The organism is Variovorax paradoxus (genome assembly GCF_029919115.1).
GTDB lineage: Bacteria > Pseudomonadota > Gammaproteobacteria > Burkholderiales > Burkholderiaceae_C > Variovorax > Variovorax paradoxus_O.
In genome coordinates this window covers 972,550-987,632 of record NZ_CP123990.1, presented here as the reverse complement: position 1 = coordinate 987,632, position 15,083 = coordinate 972,550, and the positions used below count along the sequence as shown (strand labels likewise).

General features: G+C 67.0%; 13 protein-coding genes. 1 reads left to right on the top strand and 12 read right to left on the bottom strand.

The annotated features are described in order from the left end of the window. The 8 genes from QHG62_RS04710 to QHG62_RS04675 are packed head-to-tail and all read right to left on the bottom strand — an operon-like array spanning window position 1 to window position 10,610. Window positions 1-1,254: an SDR family NAD(P)-dependent oxidoreductase gene (locus tag QHG62_RS04710; RefSeq protein WP_281149684.1), complete on the bottom strand. Its 1,254-nt coding sequence runs from the start codon at window positions 1,252-1,254 to the stop codon at window positions 1-3. After that, window positions 1,251-2,423, bottom strand: a complete 1,173-nt coding sequence (locus QHG62_RS04705) for a thiolase family protein (RefSeq protein ID WP_281149683.1) — start codon at window positions 2,421-2,423, stop codon at window positions 1,251-1,253. Before QHG62_RS04705 ends, QHG62_RS04710 begins: the two co-directional genes overlap by 4 nt. Then, complete coding sequence (locus tag QHG62_RS04700) at window positions 2,420-4,066, bottom strand: AMP-binding protein (RefSeq protein ID WP_281149682.1); 1,647 nt, start codon at window positions 4,064-4,066, stop codon at window positions 2,420-2,422. The genes QHG62_RS04705 and QHG62_RS04700 overlap by 4 nt, the downstream gene beginning before the upstream one ends. Window positions 4,067-4,073: 7 nt before the next feature. Further along, entirely contained in the window at window positions 4,074-4,562 is a 489-nt protein-coding gene (locus QHG62_RS04695) for an aromatic-ring-hydroxylating dioxygenase subunit beta (RefSeq protein ID WP_258504880.1), read from the bottom strand. Beyond that, complete coding sequence (locus QHG62_RS04690) at window positions 4,562-5,875, bottom strand: aromatic ring-hydroxylating dioxygenase subunit alpha (RefSeq protein ID WP_281149681.1); 1,314 nt, start codon at window positions 5,873-5,875, stop codon at window positions 4,562-4,564. Before QHG62_RS04690 ends, QHG62_RS04695 begins: the two co-directional genes overlap by 1 nt. A gap of 16 nt (window positions 5,876-5,891) precedes the next feature. Beyond that, window positions 5,892-6,884, bottom strand: a complete 993-nt coding sequence (locus tag QHG62_RS04685) for a PDR/VanB family oxidoreductase (protein WP_281149679.1) — start codon at window positions 6,882-6,884, stop codon at window positions 5,892-5,894. Window positions 6,885-6,904: 20 nt separating this feature from the next. Beyond that, entirely contained in the window at window positions 6,905-8,413 is a 1,509-nt protein-coding gene (locus tag QHG62_RS04680; RefSeq protein ID WP_281149678.1) for an indolepyruvate oxidoreductase subunit beta family protein, read from the bottom strand. Window positions 8,414-8,417: 4 nt separating this feature from the next. Next, window positions 8,418-10,610 carry an indolepyruvate ferredoxin oxidoreductase subunit alpha gene (locus QHG62_RS04675; RefSeq protein WP_281149677.1) on the bottom strand — a complete coding sequence of 731 codons (2,193 nt, stop codon included), beginning with the start codon at window positions 10,608-10,610 and terminating at the stop codon, window positions 8,418-8,420. 159 nt (window positions 10,611-10,769) lie between these two features. Here QHG62_RS04675 and QHG62_RS04670 point away from each other — a divergent pair, with 159 nt between their 5' ends. Further along, the gene (locus QHG62_RS04670) at window positions 10,770-11,246 is read left to right on the top strand and encodes a MarR family winged helix-turn-helix transcriptional regulator (RefSeq protein ID WP_281149676.1); all 477 of its coding nucleotides are present in this window, start codon (window positions 10,770-10,772) and stop codon (window positions 11,244-11,246) included. On the opposite strand, the gene QHG62_RS04665 is transcribed toward QHG62_RS04670, so the two are convergent. Genes QHG62_RS04665 through QHG62_RS04650 form a run of 4 tightly spaced genes read right to left on the bottom strand, consistent with a single transcriptional unit; the run spans window position 11,243 to window position 14,985 of the window. Then, on the bottom strand, window positions 11,243-12,121 hold the full coding sequence (locus tag QHG62_RS04665; protein WP_281149675.1) for a quinone oxidoreductase family protein: 879 nt from the start codon (window positions 12,119-12,121) through the stop codon (window positions 11,243-11,245). The two genes, QHG62_RS04670 and QHG62_RS04665, sit on opposite strands and share 4 nt — an antisense overlap. After that, window positions 12,118-12,918: an alpha/beta fold hydrolase gene (locus QHG62_RS04660; RefSeq protein ID WP_281149674.1), complete on the bottom strand. Its 801-nt coding sequence runs from the start codon at window positions 12,916-12,918 to the stop codon at window positions 12,118-12,120. The genes QHG62_RS04665 and QHG62_RS04660 overlap by 4 nt, the downstream gene beginning before the upstream one ends. After that, window positions 12,915-13,922 carry a 3-hydroxybutyryl-CoA dehydrogenase gene (locus tag QHG62_RS04655; RefSeq protein ID WP_281149672.1) on the bottom strand — a complete coding sequence of 336 codons (1,008 nt, stop codon included), beginning with the start codon at window positions 13,920-13,922 and terminating at the stop codon, window positions 12,915-12,917. Before QHG62_RS04655 ends, QHG62_RS04660 begins: the two co-directional genes overlap by 4 nt. After that, entirely contained in the window at window positions 13,912-14,985 is a 1,074-nt protein-coding gene (locus QHG62_RS04650; RefSeq protein ID WP_281149671.1) for an NAD/NADP octopine/nopaline dehydrogenase family protein, read from the bottom strand. The genes QHG62_RS04655 and QHG62_RS04650 overlap by 11 nt, the downstream gene beginning before the upstream one ends. Window positions 14,986-15,083: the final 98 nt, after the last annotated feature.

The window sequence follows — 15,083 nt, the reverse complement described above, 5'->3', positions numbered from 1 at the left end:
TCAGCCGCCCGCCGCGAGTTCGCGTTCGAGCACCTTGGGGTTGTCGCGCCAGCGCTCCAGCCACTCCTGTGCCACGTCGCCGGGGTACACGTCTTCGACCCCATCGCGCAGCGCCTTGACGATGGCGTTGGCCAGCGCGGTGGGCGCCAGCTTGGGCGGCGGGGTGTGCTGGTTCCATTCGTCGTCGATGGGGCCGGGGAACACGTTGATCACGCGGATGCCGGCGGGGCGCATCTCTGCGCGCAGGCACTGCGCAAGCGAGTGCGCCGCAGCCTTCGAGGCGCTGAAGGTGCCGTGCGGCGGGAAGTTGCTGAGCGCGTAGATCGACAGCAGGTTGACCCATGCGGTCGCGCCCGTTGCACCGTCGGCCGAGCGGCCCTTGAGCGCAGGGCCGAACTCTTGCGCGAGGCGCAGCAGGCCGAAGTAGTTGATGTCCATCTCGGCCTTGGCCACATCGGTGCCGCGGCGCGCGCCGATGCCGAAGGTGCGGTGCACCTCGGCGTTGTTGATCACGATGTCGACCTTGCCGCCGATGGAGCCTGCAAGCTCGGTCACCTGGCGGCCGTTGGTGAGGTCGAGCGGCACGAGCGTGACCTGCGGCAGAGCCGAGATGTCGTCGAGCCCGTCGCCCACCTTTTTCCACGGCTCGGCGTGGCCGACCCAGACGATGTCGGCACCGGCCTTCACCAGCGCACGCACGATGGCCTGGCCGGTTTCGGTCTTGCCGTCGGTCACCAGCACCTTGCGGAACTTCGGGTCGCTGGTCATCTCGCGCAGCATCTTGTCGTCGGCCATGTGGGGACTCCCTTCATTCGGAAAACCAATGAGAACGGCCTGGCCTGCGCGGTCGAGCCGGGCGCCGACACGGACGCGCTGGGGCGCATCGCCGACCTCCCCATGCAGGTGGACCATGAGCGTCGGGCCGGCATCCAGGTGCACCAGGCCCAGCCGCCAGGGCAACCGCTCGCGGAAGAACAGGTCGTTGCTGTGGTGCAGCGTGGTGCTGCCGAGCAGTTCGCCCTCGCCGCTCTGCGTGCGCCAGCGCAGCGCGGCGGAGAGGCACTTGTGGCAGACCTCGCGCGGCGGGTACTGCACGGTGCCGCAGTCTTCGCAGGTCTGCAGCTCGAAGCGGCCTTCGGCTGCGGCCGCCGTGAGGCCGAGCGCCACGCGGCCGCGCGCGCCGGGCGGCAGGTTCATCTGCCGTGTGCGCAGCACCGGGTTCTTGCGCGGGGGGCGCATCAAAGGCATCGTCATGCGGGTCTCCCCAGGATGACCGCGCCTGTGCACAGGCATCGGTCGTAGGTCACCATGCCGAAGCCCGCAACGAGGCCCAGCTGCGCGTCGGGTACCGCGCGCTTGCCGGCTTGGCCGGTCAGCTGGCGGATCGCCTCGACCATGCCGAGGAAACCGCCTGCCGCGCCGGCCTGCCCGGCTGAAAGCTGCCCACCGCTCGTGTTGTTCGGAAAGCTGCCGTCGAAAGTCATCGTGTGGGCCTGCACGAAGGCGGGGCCCTCACCCTTCTCGCAGAAGCCCAGGTCTTCGAACTGCATCATCACGATGACGGGGTAGTCGTCGTAGGTCTGCACGAAGTCGAGTTGTGCGGGCTGGACGCCGGCCTGTGCATACAGGTCGTCGCGGTCCATGCGCCAGCCGCCCTGCACCATCACCGGGTCTTCGGCATAGGCGTTATGGCGCTCGATGGCGCCGCGGATCACCGCGTGCGGCAGGCCCAGGTCGCGCGCGCGCTCCTCGCTCATCACCAGGAAGGCGTCGGCGCCGGCGCAGGGCATCACGCAGTCGAAGAGGTGGATGGGGTCGGAGATCGGCCGCGCAGCCATGTATTCGTCCAGCGTCAGCGCCTTCTTGAACATCGCATTCGGATTGCCGAGCGCATTGGTGCGCTGGTCCACGCAGATGCGGCCGAAGTCTTCGCGCCTGGCGCCGTAGGTGCGCATGTAGTTGGCGGTGATGAACGCGAAGATCGAGTTCGGTCCGCCCGAGCCGTAGGGGTAGCTCGCATCGCGCGCAAAGTTGCTGAAGCTGCCGAGCGTCTGGCGGAAGGAGTCGACATGGTTGGTGTCGGCGCCCACGCAGGCGACGATGTCGGCATCGCCCGCCTGCACGGCGCGCGCGGCGCGGCGCAGGCACATCACGCCCGAGGCACCGCCGGTGGGCACGTGGTCGAGCCAGCGCGGCGAAAGCCCCAAGTGCTGAGTGACGCCCACGGCCGTGTCGGGCGCGAGCGAGAAGCTGCTGAGGCACAGGCCGTCGATCTGTTCCTTGGCAACGCCGCTGGATTCGACCAGCGCCTCGATGGCCTGGCCGATGAACCAGTGCGCGGTGCGGGTGGAATAACGCACGTAGGGCACCGTGATGGGCACGGCGACCGCAACGCCTTCGTAGGAGAGCCGTTGCCTGGTCATGCCTGCCCCACTTGTCTTTTCTTCATCGAGCGGGTGTCGATGCAGTGGCCCTGCCCCGGCAGCGACTGCGCCATCTCTCGCAACTGCCCGCGCTGGATCTTCTGCGACGGCGTGAGCGGCAGCGCGTCGACGAAGGCGACGTAGCCCGGCGCCTTGTAGTAGGCCAGCTGCGCGAGCGCGTGCTGCACGATGCTCGCGGCGATCTGCTCGCGCTGCGCGGCATCGGCGCCCTCGCGCATCACGATGCAAGCCAGCACCTCGTCGCCGCGCACCGCATCGGGCGTTGCGGCCACGGCGGAGGTCTTCACCGCCGGATGCTGGTTGAGCACGCTCTCGACCTCGACGGCGGAGATGTTCTCGCCGCTGCGGCGGATCACGTTCTTCTTGCGGTCGACGAAGAAGAAGTTTCCTTCGGCGTCGCGGCGCACGAGGTCACCGGTGTGGAACCAGCCGTCCGCCCAGGCTTCGCGCGTGGCCTCGTCGTCTTTCAGGTAGCCGGAGAAGAAGTAGCGTTTCGGGTCGTCTCCGGCCGAGCGCACGAGCAGTTCACCCGGAGCGTCGGTACCGACGTCGCTGCCGTCCTCGCCCACGAGGCGGATCTGCACGAAGTTTTCCTGCCGGCCGAAGCAGCTCGTGCCCACCAAGCGCGGCTCGCGGTTGGCCATGATGCAGGCGGCCGCGCCGGTCTCGGTCATGGCCCACGCCTCCACCAGCGGAAAGCCGAAGCGCTCCTCGAAGGGTGCGTGGTTCTTTCGGTCCACACCGGCGCCGAAGCCCCAGCGGATCGCATGGTCGCGGTCTGCGGCAGATCGCGGGGCCGACAGCAGCATCGCAGGCATCACGCCCAGGTAGTGAACGATGGTCGCGCCGCTCTCGCGAGCGCTTGCAAGCCATGTCCTCGGGTGAAACCGGTCGAGCTGCACCAGGCAGCCGCCTGCCACCAGCACCACCATGGTGGAGAACGCCATCGCGTTCATGTGGTTGAGCGGCAATGGGGTGATGACGCGCTCGGCATCGGGCCGGATGCTGCAGACGCCATCGAGCGCCGCGTACCACTCGCCCGCACGGAGGAAGTAGGCGTTGCTCAGGATGCAACCCTTGGGTCGGCCAGTTGTGCCTGACGTGTAGAGCAGGCCGCATTCGGTGCCGGCGCCGATGGGTTCGTGCGACCGCGGCGCGGCGACCTTGGCGCTCGGCACCGCGTCTTCGGGTCCCATGGTCTCGAAGGGCACGCCGGCTTGCGCAGCGGCTGTGCGCAGATCATTCGCGCGCTCAGGCAGCGTCACCGCCAGGCCGATTTCGCTGTGGCCGATCAGGTACACCAGTTCCGCCGACCGCATCTCTGCATTGATCGGCACCACGCTCACGCCCAGCGCGTTGAGCGCGAACCAGTGGAAGAGAAACGCGGGCCGGTTCTCCAGCAGCAGGCCGACGCGGTGGCCATGGCCGTAGCCGGCGTTCGCGTAGGCAGTGCGAAGCCGCTCGACCTCGGCGGCTGCCTCGCCCCAGCGGATGGCACCGGCCGGAATGCCGTAGGCGGCAGCGGTCACCGACTCGGTGAACAAGAACTCGGCCTGCGGCGTGCGCTTGGCAGTTGCCGCAAAGACTTGATGGACGGTGGCGAAAACGGTGGAGTCTTGCATCGCGTCCCTAGATGAAGAGCTGCACGGCGGGCAGCGCCGCGTCGCAGTTGAGCAGGTTCACGCGCTTGAGCGTCATGCGCAGCGCGCCATCTTGCACCGTGAGGTAGTGGAAGAAGGTGCCGACGTAGAACTGCAGTTCGTCGCCCTGCGATTCGGTGTAGTGGAACTCGGTGCGCACCACGAAGCGGTTGCCTTCGGCGTCGAAAGTCTCGACCACCGGCAACTGCAGCAAGTGGTGGCAGCGGCTCGGCGGCTGCTGCGAAAAGGCACGCGGGCTCTTGAGGCGCTCGATGCGCAGTTCGCGCAGCAGCTTGTCTTCGTAAAGATGCGAGGTGTGGTTGAGCCCGTCTTCCTGGTCGGGCACGAGGGGCACCCAGTAGAAGGCGTCGTCGGTGAAGAGCGCGTTCCACTCCTCATAGCGGCGCGTGTCGAGCAGGCGCGCTTCGTTCACGACGAAGTCGATCAAGTCCTGGCGAGTGATATCGGTGCCGGCCATCACATCGTCTCCGTCATGCGCTGCACCCAACTGCGGTACTGGTTGCGCATCGGCAGTTCGTTGGTGCCGCCCGTGGTGATCTCGCCGCCCTTCAGCTCCGACGGGTCGTAGTCGCGATGCAGGCTGACCCACTCGTTGCCGCTCGCGTGCAGCCCGGCCTGCATGCCGCGGTAGGCCTGCAGGTCGTCATGCCCGACCACCGAGAACGGCGAGTTGATGAGCCGGTTGTACATGGTGGTGCGCTGCAGCAGCTCGGGCGGCGCACCCTTCAGGCGGAAGGTCCAGCTCTCGATCAGCGTCTTGTCGGCAGAGATCGGCTTCACCACGCGGATTGCCTGGATCGCACCCTTGATGGTGAGGTTCGGGTAGTACACGGTGTTGTGCCGCGCCATGCCGAGGATCTGCGCGGTCTTCTCTTCGCCGTAGCGCGCCTTCATGGCGTCGTCGTACTCGGGAATTGCCTTGTACTTGCTGTGGATGCTGAAGTGCACGCCCGTGAAGCTGTGGCCGTGGTCGTAGGTGCGAATGCCCATGTCCTCGAAGAACTTGTAGTCGGACATGAAAGGCACGAACTGCTCCACGGCCATGGGCTTGGGCTCGTCGGCGGGCTTGTCGGCCCACATGCGCTTTGCAGTGCCGGCCGACGATTCGTGCGCCACCATGGGGTGCATCGTGTCGTTGAGGTTCTCGACGAACATCTTCCAGTTGCACTGATGCATGAAACGCAGGCAACCGCCGGCAATCTCGAGCTCGCCTTCGGGCGAGCGGTCGGCCATGTTGTCGATGGAGCTCAGCGAATCACCGAAGTACTCGTCGAAGTCGGGTCCCGCATCGTTGATCTTCACGAAGATGAAGCCGCGGTGGCTGCGCACATGCTTCAGCGTGGTAAGGCCCTTGGCCGACTCGCACTCGTGCAGCGCCGTGTTCTCGTAACCGGTCTTCAGCGGAATCGCCAGCAGCGAGCCGTCGGTCTTGAAGGTCCATGCGTGGTACGGGCAGCGAAAGAACTTGCCGGTGTTGCCGCACGGTGCGCTCACCAGGCGCGAACCCTTGTGGGCGCAGCGGTTCATCATTGCGCGCACGCTGCCGTCGGTGTGGCGCACGACGATCAGCGGACGGCCGGCAATTTCGTTGCTGATCCAGTCGCCGGGCTTGGGCAGCTGGCTCTCGTGCCCGACGTAGTTCCAGGTGTTGGCGAAGAAGTGCTCCTGTTCCAACTCGAAGAGTTCCTGGCTGGTGTACAGGTCGCGGTGCACGCGGTCGTTCTGCACGAGTGCGCGCACGGCTTCGGGGTTGTCTCGGTACGAAGGCATGGTTCTCGTGGCTCCTTCACATGTCGAGCACCAGGCGCACACCCTTGGCGCGCGAGATGCAGATCTGCATGACGTTGCCCTCGGCCTTCTCGCGGGCCGTGAGCACGTAGTCGCGGTGGTCGATCTCGCCTTCGAGCACTGGCACGGCGCACACGCCGCATTCGCCGCGCTTGCAGTCGAACATCGGGTCGCAGCCGTTGTCGATGAGGCAATCGAGAATGCTCTGGTCGGCCGCGACGGTGAAGCGCTGGCCCGATTGGGCGAGTTCCACCTCGAAGGGCTGGTCGCCCTCTTCCGCGACCGGCTCCGTAAAGAGTTCGAAGTGCACGCGGTCATGCACCCAGCCGCGCGCCTGGGTGCGGGCCAGCACGGCGTCGAGCATGACCTTGGGGCCGCAGACGTAGAGGCGGTCGCCGGCCGGCACGTCGTCGAGCAGCGCATCGATATCGAGCGGTGCGCCGGCTTCGGCATCGGCATGCACGCGCAGGTCGTCGCCGAGCAGCGCCTGGAGCTCGGGCAGGAAGGCCATCAGGTCGCGGCTGCGGCCGGCGTAGTGCATGCGCACCGGCGCCTCTTCGGCGCGGCGGCGCGCGGCCATGGTGGCCAGCGGCGTCACGCCGATGCCGCCCGCCACCAGCACCGAGCCGCCGGGACCTGTGTGCAGCGGAAAGTCGTTCTTCGGCGCTTCGATGGCCAGGGTGTCGCCCTCTTTCAGCTGCTCGTGCATGAAGCGCGAACCACCGCGGCCTTCGGCTTCCTTGCGCACCGCGATCACATACTCCGTGGGGGCGTTCGTCGCATTGCGCGTCGTCGCGAAGTTGATCAGCGAATAGTGGCGCCAGTCGGTCTTGCCATCGGGCAGCTTCACCTGAACGCGGATGTGTGCACCGGCGGCAAAGCCGGGCAGCGGACGGCCGTCTTCCGCGCGCAGCCGCAGCATGCGGATGAGCGGATTGAGTTCGCGCGCTTCGGCAACGCGAAGCTGGAGCGTGGCGGTGGGTGCGGTCATCGTGCGTCCGTTGTTTCTCTTCAGGCCAGTGCGTGCTGCGCCAGCGCGGCTTGCAGCTTGTGGCCGTGTTCGTCGGCAAGTGCGGCGTCGCGCAGTTCGCGCAGGGTGGCGGGCGCGAGCCGGGGGCCGGCGCGTTCCACCGCGCGCATCACGGTGTCGTAGTTGCGGATGCCGCGCTCATGCGTGTCGCTGTAGCCCTTGACGAGGCGCTGGCACTGCGCGAGCTCCACCGCCAGCTCAGGGTTGTGCCCCGCGGCGGCGGCAATGCGCTGCAGCCATTCCTCGATGCGGCGGTTTTCCTCGGCATAGCGCATCGTCGAAAGGCGCCAGCGCTTGCATGCCGCAACCATGCGCAGCACCAGGTAGCCGTGCAGCGAGCTGGTCTGGATCACCCGGCCGTGCTGCGTCAATCGCTCGACGAGCTTCTTCGGCCATGTGGAGTTCATGAGCCAGCGGCCGATGCCGCCCGGCAGCGTCTCGCAGATTTCCTGCAGGCGCGGATGCATGTATTCGTTGATGGCAAGCACCTGGCCGGGCTGCACGCGGGCCTCGCCGCGCACGCGCTCGAACCGGGTGGCGCGGGTCTTGAGCGCGGCGACACGGGCGGTGTCTTCGTAGGACATCCAGAGCGCGAGGTGGCGAGCCGTTTCGCGCAGCAGGCGGTGGGCGCTGTCGCCGGGCAGCGCCGCAATGGCAGCCATGCGATCGAGGTAGAAGCCGGCATAGGCCGGGTCCTGGTAGTCGATGAGGCGCCGCACGCCTTCGAACAGGAAGTCTTGCGCCGCGGGCGGAAAGTCGCGCTGTACGCGCTCGACCAGCGCGCGCACGGCCGGGTGACGTGGTTGCGGAGTCGGCACAGCCGCCGCGGTTTCCGGCGGTGTCTCACCATCGTCGCCGGCCTGCGCGCGGGCAAATGCGCCACCAAAGGCCTTGAGGCTGGGCTTGACGCCCACGCCGCCGCGCTCGATGGTCGCTTCGAACTGCGCGCGGCTGAATGGCAGCACGCCCGATCCCGCCAGCGCGCCGAACAGCACCGCGCTGATCACGCTGCCCGAGGCTTCGGCGGCCTGCGCCATGTCGAAACGGATGAAGCGCTTGGCGGCCCGGGCCGTGTGCGCGAGCAACTGCGTGCTGTCGACGCGGCCGTCGCCCAGCGCGCTCTTCTCGGCAATGGAGAACACGCGGTGCGTGGATGCGATGAGCGTGGTGCGGTCGCTGGTGACCAGCCCGCGCTGCACCGCCCGGCCCGCTTCCATCAGTTCGGACGCGAGCACCACATCCACGTCGCCCGGCAGCGGCATCAGCGCCAGCACGGGCCTGCCGCCATCGGCTGCGGCCTGCGCCGTTGGATAGAGCTCCACGTAGTAGATGGTTGCGCCCGTGCGCTGCGCCACGCCTGGTACGGAGGTGGTCTGGGCGACGTAGCCGCTGGCCTCGCCCATGTCGACGATCCAGTCGGCGAGCACGCCGCCGCCCTCCCCGCCCATGGCGAGGATCGCGATCTTGATGGGTTGGGCCTTGGTCGTCATCGCTTCAGAAGGCATAGGCTTCGCGGCGGCGCGCGTCGCCGCGCTGCAGCCAGCCGATGACGGCGCTGCGAACGCGTTCGCGCAGCTTGTCCCAGCCTGTCGGGTTGCTCACGATCTGCGCCTTGTAGAACGACGGGCACAGCACGGCGGCATGCGAAACATCCCCGCAGTTTCCGCAGCCCACGCAACTGTCGAGCACGGTGGCAACGGGATCGACGCGCAGCGGATCGGGGTTGGGCTTGATGGAGAGCGACGGGCAGCCCGACAGGCGGATGCACGAGTGGTCGCCGGTGCAGGTATCCGAATCGACGCCGAACTTTTCGCGCACCATGCGCTTGCCGTCGGCGATGGCCTTGCGCACCAATGGCTTCTCGCGGCGCTGCTTGTTGAGCATGCACTCCGATTGGGCGATGAGGACCTTCGGCCCTTTTTTGGTCGTGGTGAGCGCTTCTTTCAGCGCGTCGCGCATGCCTGCCACGTCGTAGGTGCGTCGCATTGTTTTTACCCACTCCACGCCGACGCCGCGCACGGCACGCTCGATCTCGTGGCCGGTGCTGCGCGTCTTGTTGATGGCGTTGGACGAAAGGATGTCCTGCCCGCCGGTGGCCGAGGTGTAGTTGTTGTCGACAATGATGGTGAGGTTGTCGCTCTTGTTGAACACCGCGTTGGCCACGCCGCTCGTGAGGCCGTTGTGCCAGAAGCCGCCGTCGCCCATCATCGAGATGGCGCGCTTGCCGGCGGGCGCATTCAGCGCCGCCGCACCGGCACCGCCCAGGCCGTAGCCCATGGTGGTGTTGCCGATGTTGAAGGGCGGCAGGATCGAGAACAGGTGGCAGCCGATGTCGGCACTCACATGATGCGCACCGAGTTCGCGCTCGACCAGCTTCATCGCGCTGAAGATCGGTCGCTCGGGGCAACCGGTGCAAAAGCCCGGCGGGCGCGCATGCACGACATCGCCGAGCGCTGTGGACGGCATGGCCGGCTCGGGTGCCGCATCGACGCCGATGGCGGCGACTTCCTTCAGCGGGATCACCTTGCGCACCGGCGCAGGCACGGGCAGCGGTGCAAGCCGCTCGTAGCGCTCGCAGAAGGTGCGCGCACCCTTCAGCAGCTCGGACGCCGTGTATTCGCCCGCCACGGGCAGCATGTCCTTGCCGTGCAGCACAGTCGTGGAGCCCGCTTGCCGCAGGATGGTCGCGAGGTTCTGTTCGACGAAGTTGGGCTGCCCCTCTTCGACGATCAGCACCGCACGCTTGCCCTCGCAGAAGCGGATCACTTCGCTCTCGATGACCGGGTAGGCCACGTTCATCACGTAGAGCGGCACCTGGGTATTGCCGTACACGTCGGCCAGGCCCAGGCGCTCCAGCGCGCGCAGCAGCGTGTTGTAGCTGCCGCCCTGCACGATGATGCCGATGTCGTCGGCGTCTTCGGAGAAGAACTCGTTGAGCTGGCGCTCCTCGATGAAGCGCACGGCGGCGGGCCAGCGGTCTTTCACCTTCTCTTGTTCGTGCACAAAGCTCGCGGGCGGCAGCACGATGCGGCTGACGTCGCGCCGCGGGTTCTCCAGCGCCTCTTGCAGGGTGAACTTGGCGCGCTTGTTGTCGCCTGCAACGAAGTGCCCGTGCACATGGCAGGCGCGGATGCGCAGCTGCAGCATCACGGGCGTGTTGCTGGCTTCGGAAAGATCGAAGCCCGTTTTCACCGCATCGACGATGCTCGGCAGGTTGGGCCGCGGATCGAGCAGCCAGATCTGCGACTTCATCGCAAACGCATGGCTGCGCTCCTGCATGATGGAAGAGCCTTCGCCGTAGTCTTCGCCCACGATGATGAGCGCGCCGCCGGTGACGCCGCCCGAAGCCAGGTTGGCCAGTGCGTCGGACGCGACGTTGGTGCCAACGGTGGCCTTGAAGGTGACGGCGCCGCGCAGCGGATAGTTGACCGAGGCCGCCAGCGTGGCTGCGGCGGTGGCTTCGCTTGCGCTGTTCTCGAAGCGAATCCCCTGCTCGGCAAGGATGTCCTGCGCATCGGCCAGCACGTCCATCAGGTGCGAGATGGGCGCGCCCTGGTAGCCGGCCACATAGGAAACCCCCGATTCGAGCAAGGCCTTGGTGACAGCCAGAATGCCCTCACCGCGGAACACCTCCCCACCGGAAAGCCGCAATTTCTTGACTTCTTCGACGAATGAACGCTCAGCCATGTGGGTCCTTCTTCTTTCTCGTGGGAGGATGCGCTTCAGCTGCCACATCACGCTTTCTATAATGTTGACAAATGAATGTATCCACAATCATGAATTACCCTAGACATGCAAGCAGCGTGCCTGCGGCCGGCATGAGGCGCTTTCACATGAGGTGCGTTCATGGCTGAGCAACCTCCTGAAACACATCGCTTCGTCGATGACTACCTGCCCGCGCTGCTGGCGCAGGCCAGCCAGCTGATCTCCTCCGAGTTCCACGAGGTGGCACGGCAGCAAGGCTTCTCTGTTTCCGAGTGGCGCGTGATGGCATCGCTTGCAGGCAGCGAACCCATCAGCATCGGCCAGCTTGCGCAGGTGACGGTGACCAAGCAGCCCACCGTCACGCGGCTGCTCGACCGCATGGAAGCACGCGGACAGGTCGAGCGGTTGCCCCATGAGAGTGATCGCCGCATCACGCTGGTGCGCATCACGCGCAAGGGACTGAAGGCGGTGGAGCACCTGATGGAACTCGCGCGCGACCACGAGCGGCGCGTGCTCGAACCTTTCGGCCTGCGGCGTGCCGAAGAATTGAAGCAGACCCTTCGGCAGATGATCGACCTGCACGTGCACGTGCCGCTCGAAGAGCCGGAGGAAGACTAGGGAACGAGCACCGCGCGGCCGCGATGGCCGCGCTGCGCAATCCATCCAAGCGCGATGGCGGCGTCTGCGAGCGCAAAGCTCCGCACGTCGAGGTGCAAACGGCCATCTGCCAGGCGCGCGAGCAACCCGGGCGCGGCCGCACGGCCAGCGGTCTCTCGCCTGAACATGTTGAGCGGCAGCAGCGCCACGTCGCGCTGAAGAAAGTGGGCGATGTCGAGCTGCAGCGTGGGGCCCGCGGTGTAGCCGATGAGCACGGCGCGGCCGCCTGGCCGCACGGCGGGCAGCACCGTCGAGAGAACGCTGCCTCCCACTGTGTCGACCAAGAGGTCTGCACTTGCCGTGGGCGGAGCCTCTGCATCCGGATTGACCACGGCCACGTTGCAGCCGGCCTCGCGCGCCAACTGCACGGCCAGCGAACCCACGGCGCCGCTCGCGCCAGTGACCAGCACCTCTTCGCCAGGCTGCAGCCTGGCGACTTCATGCAAGGCCACCCATGCCGATGTGGTGGGCGAAAAGAACGCAGCGCCGAGTGGCATCGGCAATGCATCGGGCAGCACGCCGAGTGCTTCGTCGGGCGCATCGATCAGCTCGCACCAGGTGCCGTCGAACAAGGTCCCCAGGCCGCTGCCGCGCAGCCAGACGCGTTGGCCTTCGGCGTAGCGTTCGCTTGCGATGACGATGCCGGCGGCTTCCACGCCCGGCGTATACGGCAGCGGTGGATGCCGCAGGAAACTGCCGCGCCACACGGTCCGGTCGATGTGGCCGACCGTGGCCGCCTGCATGCGCACGATGGCGCGGCCAGGCCTGTGCACCGGGTCGGGCACCTCTTCCAGCGCGGGCACTGCATCGAAACCGTGGATGCGAACGGCCTTCATGGCAGCGTGGAGAGAAAATCGAGCACCGTGCGCGCGAAGGCCCCCGGCATCTGGTCGGGCAAGGGAACCATGCCGCCTTCGATGTCGACGATGCGCGCCTGCGGCAATTGATGCTGCAGCTCTGCCGCATGCGGCGCAGCGAACGGGTCGTGGGTTGCTCGGATGATGAGCGTGGGTTGCGTTACGCGGCCGATGCGGTCTTCCATGCGATAAGAAGCGACTGCGCGATGGCCTTCTTCGACCCGATGACCGACCTTCAACGCATCGAGCACGAAGGCCTCGAGCAGATCGGGCCGCTCGGGCGGATAGAAGCCCTGCCGTTTTTGCCACAGTGCCGCGAGGTGGCTTCCATCTTCGCTAGGCGCGACTTCGTCGATGGGCGGCCGTTGTGCTCGCGCGCGGCGAAAGGCTTCGTCGGTGTACGGCGTGGACGACAGCACCAAGCCGCGCACGCGATCGGGAAAGGCGGCCGCGAGTTCGATGGCCACGACGCCGCCGGTGTGGTGGCCCACAACATTGGCGCGCGCGATGCCCAGCTCATCGAGCAGTTCGCACGCCACGCGCGCCCATTGCTCGATGCTCGCCGGCACGCCGCCGTCAGCGGAATCGCCGAAGCCCGCCGTGTCCATCGCGATGGCCCGACAGCGCGCACCGATCAGTGGAAGCACGGCGCGATATTCAGCCCAACTACGCGGCGACTGGTGCAGCAGCAACACGGCCGGCGCATCTGCATCGCCGCACGTCGCGTAATGCACCTGCCCCACCGACAGGTCGGCAAAGGTGCGGCGAATGGTCATGACAGCGTCTCGTCGGCAGGCGCGCGCCACAGGCCGGCATGCTTCAGTTCGCCGAGCGTGCGCGAGAGCACGTCGCGCCGGTAGGCGGCGATGTCGCGGCCTTCGTAGCTGTAGAAGCCGCTGCCGCTCTTGAGCCCGAGACGCCCTTCTTCGACCATGCGATCGACAATGGCGGGCGCGGTGTAGCGACCCTTGTCGATCGACGCCGACATTTCGCGGCTGGCATGGTGCAGGATGTCGCAGCCGCCGAAGTCGATGAACTCGACCACGCCAAGCGCAGCGAAGCGCAGGCCCAGGCCGTAGCGCGTGGCCTTGTCGATCTCCTCGGCGGTGGCGGCGCCCTCCTCGATCATGCGGGCGGCCTCGTTCATCACCAATGCCTGCAGGCGCGGCACGATGTAGCCCGGCGATGCACCGCAGACCACGGGCAGCTTCCCGATCTGTTCCATCAAGGACTTGGTGCGTGCGAGCACGGCCGCATCGGTGCCCGGGTGGCAACTGAGTTCGACCACCGGAATCACATACGCCGGGTTGAGCCAGTGCATGTTGAGGAAGCGCTCGGGGAGCCGCACGAGCGCCGCGAGCTGCGTGACCAGGATGCTGCTGGTGGTCGAGGTAAGGATCGCGTCGTCGCGGCAATGCCGGTTGATCTGCTCGAACGCCTCGCGCTTGGCCTCCATGGTTTCGGGCACGCCTTCGAACACCAGCTCTGCTGCGGCCAAAGCCTGCGGTGCTTCGGCGGCGCTCACCAGGCTCACCCGTTCGGCGATGGCCTGTATCTGCTTTGCATCGATCACGCCGAGCTGCGCCAGGCCCGCGAGGCTCGCTTCGATCTCGGCCCGGGCCTCGCCCTGCAGGCGCTGCCAGGCTTCGTCGCTGCGCTGGCGAAGATCGATCAACGAGATGCGGTGGCCGGCATAGGCGAACGCAATCGCGATGCCGCGCCCCATGCGGCCGGCGCCGACGGCCGCGAAGCGTGGCAGCGTCGCGCGTTCATTCGCCATCGTGCAGCCTTTGCTTGAGTTGCGCTGCGCTCAGGCCTGCGAGGCCCAGGCTTTCGAAGGTGCGCGGGCCTTGGCGCAAGTCACGGCCGAGAAAACCGCCGACGATGGCAAGCAGCCCGTGTGCGATGGGCGCGTCCACGCCCGCATGGCGCGCGGCAGAGGCGAGAAATGCGAGGCCGAGTTCGGTGTCTTCGGTGATGTAGCGGTGCGTGTGCAGGTCGATGTTCTCGCGCCAGTCGCCCGACTTGACGAGCTGCTTGTGCGCATCGCCGTACATCCACTGGTCGTTGTTGTAGTGGTCGGCCAGCGGATAGTGCGGCGCGCCATGGCCAAGGGCCTCGCGCACGGCCATGCGCTCGCGGTCGAGCCGGTCGGTCACGTCGCGCACCGCACGCTGGGTGCCTTCGTTGTGGATGTCCCAGCGCTCGAAGTGCTGCAGCGGTGCGGCGTTCATCACCATGAGCGGCGGGTGGATGACCGGGCCGGCATTCATGAGCGCGCCCGACAGCGCATCGCCGCAGCCGTGCACGGCGGGATAGGCCCTGCGGATCACTTCGATCGCCTCGGCCTCCTTGCGGGCCGGGTAGACGCCGGTCGGCAGGCGGATGGCACGGATGGTGACGTTCACTTCGCGCTCGCCGTGCTTGCGCGCGAGGTACGGCAGCGTGCCGGTCTCGGCCCAGGCCACGTCGGCCCGGCTGCCCGCCTCTTTCACCGTTCGCGCCATCACGTAGCTGCCGAAGGTGCCGGGCGGCAGGAAGACGACTTGGCCGTCGGCCAGGTGCGGCGCCATGGCCAGCGCGATGTCGTGCTGGGCAATGGCGGGCGTGGGAAGAACGATCAGTTCAGCGCCCTTCAGGGCCGCAGCGATGTCGGCGGTGGCGAGTGCGAGCGGCACCTCGCGCGTGCCGTCGGCGTCCTTCAGCGTGATGGCGCCGGCTTGCGCCACCGCCTCGAGCGCCGCCGCATCGCGGCGCCACAGGCGCACCTCATGACCGGCTTCGGACAAGTCCGCGGCAGCCGCGTAGGCGCCATGACCACCACCAAGAATCGCAATTTTCATATTCGAGATTTGAAAAGCAGATGTCGATGAACCGGCAGCCGCGGCACGGACCGGGGAAGCAATACCCTATTACATTACTTTTCATCTGTTCAGGTGTC

Excerpts from the sequence above, each read along its gene's own strand:
- QHG62_RS04655 (WP_281149672.1), bottom strand. The coding sequence starts at position 13,922 with ATGGCGAATGAACGCGCGACGCTGCCACGCTTCGCGGCCGTCGGCGCC.
- QHG62_RS04695 (WP_258504880.1), bottom strand. The coding sequence starts at position 4,562 with ATGGCCGGCACCGATATCACTCGCCAGGACTTGATCGACTTCGTCGTG.
- QHG62_RS04680 (WP_281149678.1), bottom strand. The coding sequence starts at position 8,413 with ATGACGACCAAGGCCCAACCCATCAAGATCGCGATCCTCGCCATGGGC.
- QHG62_RS04690 (WP_281149681.1), bottom strand. The coding sequence starts at position 5,875 with ATGCCTTCGTACCGAGACAACCCCGAAGCCGTGCGCGCACTCGTGCAG.
- QHG62_RS04710 (WP_281149684.1), bottom strand. The coding sequence starts at position 1,254 with ATGACGATGCCTTTGATGCGCCCCCCGCGCAAGAACCCGGTGCTGCGC.
- QHG62_RS04660 (WP_281149674.1), bottom strand. The coding sequence starts at position 12,918 with ATGACCATTCGCCGCACCTTTGCCGACCTGTCGGTGGGGCAGGTGCAT.
- QHG62_RS04675 (WP_281149677.1), bottom strand. The coding sequence starts at position 10,610 with ATGGCTGAGCGTTCATTCGTCGAAGAAGTCAAGAAATTGCGGCTTTCC.
- QHG62_RS04685 (WP_281149679.1), bottom strand. The coding sequence starts at position 6,884 with ATGACCGCACCCACCGCCACGCTCCAGCTTCGCGTTGCCGAAGCGCGC.
- QHG62_RS04705 (WP_281149683.1), bottom strand. The coding sequence starts at position 2,423 with ATGACCAGGCAACGGCTCTCCTACGAAGGCGTTGCGGTCGCCGTGCCC.
- QHG62_RS04670 (WP_281149676.1), top strand. The coding sequence starts at position 10,770 with ATGGCTGAGCAACCTCCTGAAACACATCGCTTCGTCGATGACTACCTG.
- QHG62_RS04700 (WP_281149682.1), bottom strand. The coding sequence starts at position 4,066 with ATGCAAGACTCCACCGTTTTCGCCACCGTCCATCAAGTCTTTGCGGCA.
- QHG62_RS04650 (WP_281149671.1), bottom strand. The coding sequence starts at position 14,985 with ATGAAAATTGCGATTCTTGGTGGTGGTCATGGCGCCTACGCGGCTGCC.
- QHG62_RS04665 (WP_281149675.1), bottom strand. The coding sequence starts at position 12,121 with ATGAAGGCCGTTCGCATCCACGGTTTCGATGCAGTGCCCGCGCTGGAA.